At 35.6% G+C, this 8,697-nt stretch carries 7 protein-coding genes and 1 pseudogene; 2 read left to right on the forward strand and 6 right to left on the reverse strand.

Going from position 1 to position 8,697, the window contains the following annotated elements; genetic code table 11:
• Positions 1-100 precede the first annotated feature (100 nt).
• Positions 101-1,063, forward strand: a complete 963-nt coding sequence (locus tag JOD18_RS23815; RefSeq protein WP_204671940.1) for a hypothetical protein — start codon at positions 101-103, stop codon at positions 1,061-1,063.
• Between the two features lie 349 nt (positions 1,064-1,412).
• Here the strand turns inward: JOD18_RS23815 and JOD18_RS23820 are convergent, their stop codons facing one another.
• The 6 genes and pseudogenes from JOD18_RS23820 to JOD18_RS23845 all read right to left on the reverse strand — a co-directional run bounded on the left by JOD18_RS23820 (position 1,413) and on the right by JOD18_RS23845 (position 7,077).
• Positions 1,413-1,598 carry a hypothetical protein gene (locus JOD18_RS23820; protein WP_420827820.1) on the reverse strand — a complete coding sequence of 62 codons (186 nt, stop codon included), beginning with the start codon at positions 1,596-1,598 and terminating at the stop codon, positions 1,413-1,415.
• A 210-nt stretch (positions 1,599-1,808) separates the two neighbouring features.
• A pseudogene (locus JOD18_RS23825) lies at positions 1,809-2,475 on the reverse strand (IS256 family transposase); the annotation flags it as partial.
• Between the two features lie 303 nt (positions 2,476-2,778).
• On the reverse strand, positions 2,779-4,206 hold the full coding sequence (locus tag JOD18_RS23830) for a 6-phospho-beta-glucosidase (RefSeq protein ID WP_204671941.1): 1,428 nt from the start codon (positions 4,204-4,206) through the stop codon (positions 2,779-2,781).
• Between the two features lie 27 nt (positions 4,207-4,233).
• A complete protein-coding gene (locus JOD18_RS23835) occupies positions 4,234-6,072 on the reverse strand; it encodes a beta-glucoside-specific PTS transporter subunit IIABC (protein ID WP_204671942.1) in 1,839 nt (612 codons plus the stop codon).
• 164 nt (positions 6,073-6,236) lie between these two features.
• Positions 6,237-6,782: a PRD domain-containing protein gene (locus JOD18_RS23840; protein WP_239588340.1), complete on the reverse strand. Its 546-nt coding sequence runs from the start codon at positions 6,780-6,782 to the stop codon at positions 6,237-6,239.
• A 16-nt stretch (positions 6,783-6,798) separates the two neighbouring features.
• Positions 6,799-7,077 carry a CAT RNA binding domain-containing protein gene (locus tag JOD18_RS23845; protein ID WP_204671946.1) on the reverse strand — a complete coding sequence of 93 codons (279 nt, stop codon included), beginning with the start codon at positions 7,075-7,077 and terminating at the stop codon, positions 6,799-6,801.
• A gap of 569 nt (positions 7,078-7,646) precedes the next feature.
• Here JOD18_RS23845 and JOD18_RS23850 point away from each other — a divergent pair.
• Positions 7,647-8,573 (forward strand): LCP family glycopolymer transferase, encoded by a 927-nt coding sequence (locus JOD18_RS23850; RefSeq protein ID WP_204671947.1) that lies wholly within the window; start codon positions 7,647-7,649, stop codon positions 8,571-8,573.
• Positions 8,574-8,697: the final 124 nt, after the last annotated feature.

An 8,697-nucleotide genomic window follows, 5' to 3' on the forward strand; every position in this document is an offset into this window, starting at 1 on the left:
TTCCCCTTCCTTTAACACAGAGGGGAGCAAGCGGAGCGCGGTAGGAAATTAAAAAATTCACCATTTCTATTGTCCAATTTATTGACATAGATCCAAACTTATGGAAAACTCAATATTAACTTTGCAAGAATATAAAGGGGAAAAAGTACAATGGGATAAATTACTATATGAAGTCGAGATTCTTGTAGCTACTTTTCCAAATTCTAGAACAAGAATAGTTAATTATTTTTTAAAAACAGTAAGGGATTTTATAGTTTTTGACGGTAATCATTTTCATATTAATTTAAAAATGTTAGAAGTCGTTTCTAATGTTTACATTCTGGATATTAATTCAAAAAGCACAACTTATCTTTTGGCTATTTATGTTAAACTATTTAATAAAGTAAGCCAATTTCGAAATAACTTAGATGAAAAAGCAAAAAATGAAACTGAAGAAAAAAATTTAAAATCTATTCAAAAAAGAATAGGTGAAGCAAATAATTTGAAGGAAAAATTATTTCAACATCTATATACAATATTGAAGAACAACCTCAAAAATATAAGTAATATGTATGATATCATTGTATTTATGAAATTGTTAGATAAGAAATTATCACCTAGTTTTTTATGTGAGGTATTAGAAGAGAATAAAAAAAATTATTTTGTGGTTTGTTCCGTTGCTTATTATATACTAGATGAATCATTTAGTAATTTAGAGTCAAGATTTAAAACTGTATTGAGTAAATTATATAGAGTTATACGGGATAATATATTTAATTATGAAATTAAAGGTGCTACGGAGCCAATTTTAGAAGGTGAATTTTTTTATTTTCTGAATGACTTCTCAAAATATCCGGGTTTTAGCTCACAATTTAGAATAGACTTATCTTCTAAATTAATTGTTGAATACACAAAAACATGCCAAACAAAGTCAATTGTAATTGATAATGAACGTAAAAAAATGTGGGGAAAATTGACTAAAACCTCTTACTATGAATGGAATACTAAGATTGAAGTATTTATTAGAAGAATTGTGAAAAAAAGTTCAAATATGGGGAGAATAGATCACTCCTCAGATTATTAAGTGCGTTAAGTCAATACAAGAAAAAGAGAATACATCAAGATAAAAAGGGTTCCTTATTACGCTTTAATGGATTTATGCCTTCTTATTAGTAATCTCTCGGAAAGTACTAACCATCCTGTCATGTAAAACTTACAATTAGTATTTTTCTACAAGTGTTGCTGGTGCTCAGACGAATATCATTGAATATAGTGTGATTCAAACAGATAAGGAGAATAAGATAGATCCATTTAATTGTTTTATTTACAGAATTTCCTCAGTTAGATATTTTTCAACACCTGGAATATTGGAAAAACTATTTTCCATAAGTTTTTATACTTTTGTAAAGGGCTTGTCAAGAAAAGTGTGTAAGTTATTCTAAATACTTTAACACACGTTCATGAAGGTGATCATGAATTAATAGCTGATTCATGACCATTGCCCATTGTTGAATATGGCCGCCTTCCCATGTATTTTCAAGTTCTTTGGTTCGTAAGTACAAGACTTTTAGAAGGGCGTTCTCGTTTGGGAATGCTCCATTTTTAGCGCTATTTTTCATGACATCATACTATTTCCCGCTTACATTATTTTTAGCAAAATAGATTTGGTCAATGTCAAAAACCGCAGCACTTTTAAAAGATGATCAACTCGTTCAAATTCCACCTTGCTAAGCCTGCCAGCTGTTGTATTCATAAAAAATGATTACAGGTCACTAAAATGTATCACCACCTCTGACATCTTCTTTATCACTTAACGCCAAAGAATGTACAGCTTTAATCTCATCAAAGATCTGCATCCATTTATGCTTGCTTTTTGTCTCATTTAACCATAATCCAAGTATTTCTTCCCCTCCTTCGATGGTATAACCTAGAATTGTATAGATCGCATATTTTTTTGTTTCATATTGGTTGCGGATAGTGGTATACATACAATCGACAAAAACAAAGGCATAACAGTTACTCAAGGGATGGTCCTGCCATTCTTCCAAGTCAGGAAGCAATTGGTCAGTAATTTCTGAAACCATTTCATGAGAGACAGAAAATCCATAGATATCCTCGATGGTGAAGGAAATATCTCGCTGAGACATGCCTCGTGCATACATAGAAATCACTTTATTTTCAATCGCAGATACACATCCTTCTTTCGTTTCGGTATCAGTTCAGGGTTAAAGGATCCGTCTCGATCTCTAGGCACCTTAATGTTCATCTCACCCGAACTTGTTTTAATTATTTTCTTTTCATAACCATTCCGTCTGTTTTATCATTGGATTCATAACCTAAATGATGATTCATCTCACCTTTCAACATGGATTCAAACATGGGTCCAAATATATCTTTCAGTGCATTTTGCATATCTTCTACGTTCTCTGGTTGGTAGTTATCTAGTATTTGTTTGGCCAATTCAGCTGATTTCCCTTCTCGCTTTGACTTAAACAATAGAATAACCTCCCAATTGGTATATATTTATTTTAACAAAAGAACTAAACAGTGAAGTAAGAGCCGTACGCTCTCTTACTTACACAGTTTAGTTTACACTACCGGATGAACTATCAATCATCAAATGTATAGAAAAATCCCCAACCCTTCAATAAACTGCTTTTGAAAAAGACAGAAGTATTAGGGGATTCATTTTATGAACTTTTCGTTGTGTGTGATAAAATGTCACTAAAATTTCTTTAATTCAAGCAATCCAAAATAAACTTTCCTTTATTTCAAGACCTCACACCGCCTATAAACAAATCAATCCATTACCAACCCATTACTAGCAATTAACTCCCGATACCAATAAAACGAATCCTTCTTATAACGTTTTAACGACCCTTTCCCATCATTATCTCTATCCACATAAATAAACCCATAACGTTTCAACATCTCACCAGTTGTAAATGATATCGGATCTATACATCCCCAGACGGTATAGCCGATCACTTCTACACCGTCTTCTTCTATGGCAAGCTGCATCTGGTTAATATGCTCCGTTAAATATTCAATTCTCTCCTTATCATGAATACTGCCATTTTCAAATTTATCTGCATATCCAAATCCATTTTCCACAATAAAAATGGGTAGTTCGTAACGATTAGCCAATAGATTCAAATAGTAACGCAAGCCTTTCGGATCAATGGTCCATCCCCATTCCGTCGTTTCTGCCAATGGGTTCTCTACCAGCACATCACTGCCGAGTAATTTATCATTTAGCCTTTTGGCTTCCGGTCGTATCGAAACTGTGTTACTCAAATAATAAGTAACACCGATAAAATCAACGGTTCCTGCTGACAAATCAATTACATCTTGTTTCGTTACATCAATTGAATATCCGCTATTTTCCCAGATTTTTAATACTTTTTGGGAATAATGTCCTCTTACTTGAACATCGGTGAAAAACAGCTGATTCTCATCTTCTTGCTGGGCCAATAAAATATCGTTTGGATCACTTGTAAGTGGATAATTTGGCGTAGCGGCTAACACACAGCCAACTTGGAATGCTGGATTAATGTCTTTAGCCTTTTTTACAACCAATGCACTAGCCACAAACTGATAATGAGCAGCTTGATACATCACTTCCAGCTTATCCTCGTTATCCTTATACAATACACCTGAATTGGTCCAACCATAAATCGGATTATCCAAAATACGCTGATTGTTAATTTCATTGAAGGTCAGCCAATACTTCACTTTATCTTTATATCTTCTCATCACTGTATCTGAGAAATGAACAAAGAAATCAATCAGCTTACGATTACGCCAGCCTCCATATTCTTTTACCAAATGATACGGCATTTCGAAATGTGATAAAGTAATCACCGGTTCAATATCGTATTTTAATAACTCATCAAAAAGGTCATCATAGAATTTTAAACCTGCTTCATTCGGTTTTGTCTCGTCACCATTTGGAAAGATTCGCGTCCAGGCAAGACTGGTTCGCAGGCACTTAAATCCCATTTCGGCAAACATTTTGACATCTTCTTTATAATGATGGTAAAAGTCAATTCCTTCATGATTCGGGTAATATTCCCCTTCTATCACACCATCTGTAATCTTACGTGCTTTGTCTTTGCTGCCAGCCGTCATCACATCTGCAATACTAATACCTTTTCCTTCTGCATCCCAGGCGCCTTCCACCTGATGGGCAGCAATGGCCCCTCCCCATAAAAAATCCTTCTTCATAGCGATCTCCCTTTCCTCTATAGTTAACTATTTCCCTATTTCAAATAGAACGGAATCAAGTGTAATAGCTCCATCTTCTTTCATGTTTTCTAATTCATTCATTTGATCTGGATTCGTTACTATTACTGGTGTCGTAAGTTTATAGCCTTCCGCTAGAATCTTGTCGTGATCAAATGTTAATAGTAAGTCACCCCGTTTTACATTATCTCCGTTAGCTACTGCCGCTTCAAAGTACTTACCATTCAAATTAACCGTATCTAAACCAACATGAATCAGTAACTCTGTCCCATTCTCTGCTTTCAAACCAATCGCATGTTTAGAAGGGAATACAGCAACTATCGTTGCATCGAATGGTGCCACGATCTCTCCTTCTGTTGGAATTACCGCTACTCCCTTACCAGCTATCCCACTAGAGAACACATCATCTTCTACCTCACTTAACGTAATGACGTTACCTTTTGCCGGAGTATATACGAACAGTTTGTCATCCTGTTTTCCTTCCGTTGCAGGGGTAGGAACATTTGCTGCAAAGTCTGGTGTTTCTTCTTTCACCCCAAAGAAATACGCTAACACTCCACCGGCAATTAAGGAAGCCGCAATCCCTACGAAATAACCAATATGCGGCGTATATACAGGAATGGAAAATAAATTATGGAAAACATAAGCATTCATGGTCACTCCAAAACCACCTAAAATCGCGCCACCAATAGCTCCTGATATCGCCACGATAGGGATCAAACGTTTATAGCGCAATACAATACCATAAACAATCGGTTCCGTTACACCTGCCAGTAACCCTGTGATGGCAGTAGAACCAGCTAGAGAACGCATTTTAGAATGTTTTTTGGCTCTTAGATAAAAACCAATCGCAATACCAATTTGAGCAAAAACGGCAGCTAATGCCATACCTTCTACCGGATCTCCACCCATACTATTTAAATTCTCTAATGTGATAGGAGTAAATCCCCAGTGTAAACCAAACATTACCATAAACGTCATGCCGCCTCCAAGGACAACCCCTGACAGAAGACTGCTTTGCTCATATAACCACATGACTGCTGTAGATAATCCATCTCCCACGATGGTACCAAACGGGCCAAAAATCATGACAGTAAGTGGAACCATGACTAACAAACTGATCATCGGAACGGCAAAAAGCTGAATATCTTTATAGATTATTTTCTTTAACAATTTATCAAGAAACTGATAAATAAATATAGCAATAAAAATTGGAAAAATGGTTGTTGCATAGTCCACAGCTTCAAGCGGTATTCTGATGAAATCCGCGCTTGTTTCACCAATGAGAGCTGTAAAAGATGGCTCCATTAAAGCCGCACCTATGGCACCTCCAACATATAAATTCCCGCCTAACTTATTAGCCAAGGTAATACCTAAGAATATCGGCAAGAAATAAAAGATAGAATTACTAGCAGCACTTAGAACGGCATAAGTAGAACTGGCTTCTGAAATCCAACCCAGTTGAGATAGCACCGTTAATAAAGCTTTCACCATACCTGCACCAGCCATAACTGGAATTAGCGGCGAAAATGCCCCTGAAATAACTTCAAATACTGTATTGATATTAAATTTTTGTTTTTCTTTCGCTTTACGATTGCCTTCAAGACCGGCAAGTGATTGAATAGCTGCAAAATAATCTGATACAGCATTGCCAATAACAATTTGATACTGTCCGCCGCTATTGACGACAGATAAAACAAATGGAAGTTTTTCTAGTTCTGCTTTATTCGCTTTGGAAACATCTTTTAAACTAAAGCGAAGACGTGTAGCACAGTGAACTAGATTATTTACATTATCTTTTCCTCCTATTAACTCAAGAATTTGTTTGCTATCCTCTTGATATTTCATATCCATAATCCTTTCTTTTTTCATGTATTTTTCAAATAAAAAAGCGCGACCTAAAACTATCAACAATAAGCAACAAAGTACAAAACGACGTCATCAAAAAACGCCCTTTGTCACCTATCATTTCTAATTCTTAGGTCACGCCTGCTTCTCCAGTAACGATCCTACTACTCAGATGATAGTCTATTTAAATGTAAAGTCAGATACAGCAATTCGTCATCCGATATGTTCCAAGTATATTTTTCATCTAAATAATGCTTAATTTTCTCTGCACAATGATAATCATGGCTGTATTGTAATTTTATGACAGATAGCAGAGAGGAGGATTCAGCTTTAACATTTTCTTTCGCTAACTGCCGCTTCACAAAGTACCGAATATGGGTAATAAATCGCCTGAAATAAATGGTTTCTTCGTTAAATTCTCTTCCATAATGGTACTTAATGATATTTAAGATATTTTGCAGGATTTTCGAAATGAGAATCGTTTCTTCCATCCTGCTTTCACCACTCGTTGCATTGACGTAATGAAGTGTGATAAATGCTGCTTCCATATCAGGGATATCTACCCCTGTTTTCTTATGGAGTAATTTTACTGCCTCTAAGCTAATTTCATATTCGAGTGGATAAATTTCCTTTAGCTCCCACTCTAATGGGGTTCGAAATGATGTCCCCTCCTTCGCTCTTTTAAGCATAAAATTAATATGATCAGCCATATCCAGCAAACTGGTTTCACTTATTTTTTTTGGAGATTCTTTTTTCAAATAAAGAAAAGATTTCGCTTGCTAACGTTATATCGAGATAATCAACTCGTTTCAAGAGCTCTTCAAAGTCATGCACGATATCTTTATCTTTCACTGTCGAAGCAAATTGTTTTTCTATTTTTTGTTCTTCAATTTTATCTCCTGGAAATTTACTAAAACCAATGCCTTTTCCCATTACAATTTCTTCTAACCCATATTTATTTTGAACGAGTACTGCATTATTATTAAATACTTTGACGACTCGCACCAGTATCGCCTCCACTCTAACTCGAAACAAACAAAAAAGACCTGCCCAAATAAGATAATAAATGAGTGCAACTCAATCCCACACCTGTTTATCATCCTATAGGTCACGCCTGCTTCTCCAGTAACGATCCTTTAAGTGATATAATATTCCTATATGTGAGTTAATAATACATTTAAAATTAAGCCTTGTCAACCTTTTATTGAGTGCATAGTTATCAAATTGATCAACCAATTAATTCCAATAAAAAAGCAGTGAAGACAGAGCAAAATATATGGCTGATTGCAAATAAAATCAACCCTACTTTTGGGAGGGTTGAACTAATAAACGACACAGCCGCATTTTTCAGAAAACAGGATTAATAAACTTAACTAATTAAAACTATTACTAACTTAGTAGCCCTTGATCACATTAACCTCATGATATATAAAGTAATTCTTCTAATAAGTAAAATTTATAGATTACAATCGAGGAATAAGAACTATTTTTCTACCAAATTTCCTCACTACTATTTTCTTTGCTGTGATATAATATGAAAGATAAGAGAAAATATTAAGATAGGATGGCGAAAAATGGCGGAAAAGAGACTCAATAGCAGACAAGGCAAAAAGTCAAAAAAATGGTGGATACTCACCCCTTTGATTATTATTTTTGTATTAATATCAGCAGCTGGTATTTATGTCTGGTCAATTTGGAGTAATATCCAAGATACCGTTGACACTAAAATGCATGACCCTATAGAAAGCATTGATATGGATAAATCCAAGGAGAAAGCTAGTAGTGGCGAACCGCTGAATATTCTATTATTAGGTGTGGATCAGGAAGATAATGATGCCGGCCGTTCGGATGCAATTATCGTCTTATCTTTGAAACCAGAAACAGATGAAATGGATATGATCAGTATCCCTCGTGATACAAGAACGGTTATTTCCGGTCGCGGCGAGGATAAGATAAATCATGCCTATGCATTTGGCGGTGCCAATATGGCTGTACAAACCGTAGAAGATTTTCTTGGAGTAGATATAGACTATTATATGCGTGTTAATATGAACGGCCTAAAAGAACTGGTAGACGAGTTAGGCACGATTACAGTTGATAATGATATTGAGTGGAGCGACAATAAGTATGACTTCACAATTGGCCCTATAGAAATGGATGGAGATCAAACACTTGCCTTTGTGCGGATGAGAAAACAAGATTCAGCAGGTGATTTTGGACGTACCGAGCGTCAGCGTAAAGTTATTGAAGGGATCATTGATAAGGGCGCCAATGTAGCGAATATCACCAAAGTGAATGAAGTCATTGATATTCTAGGCAACAATATGGCCACTAGCCTTGACTTCGATGATATGAGAGAGTTACTAAATGGATACAGTGACACGAGACGTAATGTAACAAGCTATATGATGGAAGGTTCAGGAACGACCATTGATGGGATCTATTACTATGTTGTCCCAGAGGAAGAAGTGGCAAAAGTGCAGGATATGATAAATAATTAATAAGTATAAGGCGTGCTGAAGCAACATAATGATTACAGCCACTGAAATGTACCACCAGTGACATAGTTTTTACCACCAAACGCCAAAAAATTTACCAGCAAGTGACAAGGCATTACCACTTCAG

This window comes from Gracilibacillus alcaliphilus (assembly GCF_016909015.1).
GTDB lineage: Bacteria > Bacillota > Bacilli > Bacillales > Amphibacillaceae > Gracilibacillus > Gracilibacillus alcaliphilus.

Coding starts and splice junctions, on each gene's coding strand:
- JOD18_RS23840 (WP_239588340.1), bottom strand. CDS start 6,782: ATGGCTGATCATATTAATTTTATGCTTAAAAGAGCGAAGGAGGGGACA.
- JOD18_RS23830 (WP_204671941.1), bottom strand. CDS start 4,206: ATGAAGAAGGATTTTTTATGGGGAGGGGCCATTGCTGCCCATCAGGTG.
- JOD18_RS23820 (WP_420827820.1), bottom strand. CDS start 1,598: ATGAAAAATAGCGCTAAAAATGGAGCATTCCCAAACGAGAACGCCCTT.
- JOD18_RS23850 (WP_204671947.1), top strand. CDS start 7,647: ATGGCGGAAAAGAGACTCAATAGCAGACAAGGCAAAAAGTCAAAAAAA.
- JOD18_RS23835 (WP_204671942.1), bottom strand. CDS start 6,072: ATGAAATATCAAGAGGATAGCAAACAAATTCTTGAGTTAATAGGAGGA.
- JOD18_RS23815 (WP_204671940.1), top strand. CDS start 101: ATGGAAAACTCAATATTAACTTTGCAAGAATATAAAGGGGAAAAAGTA.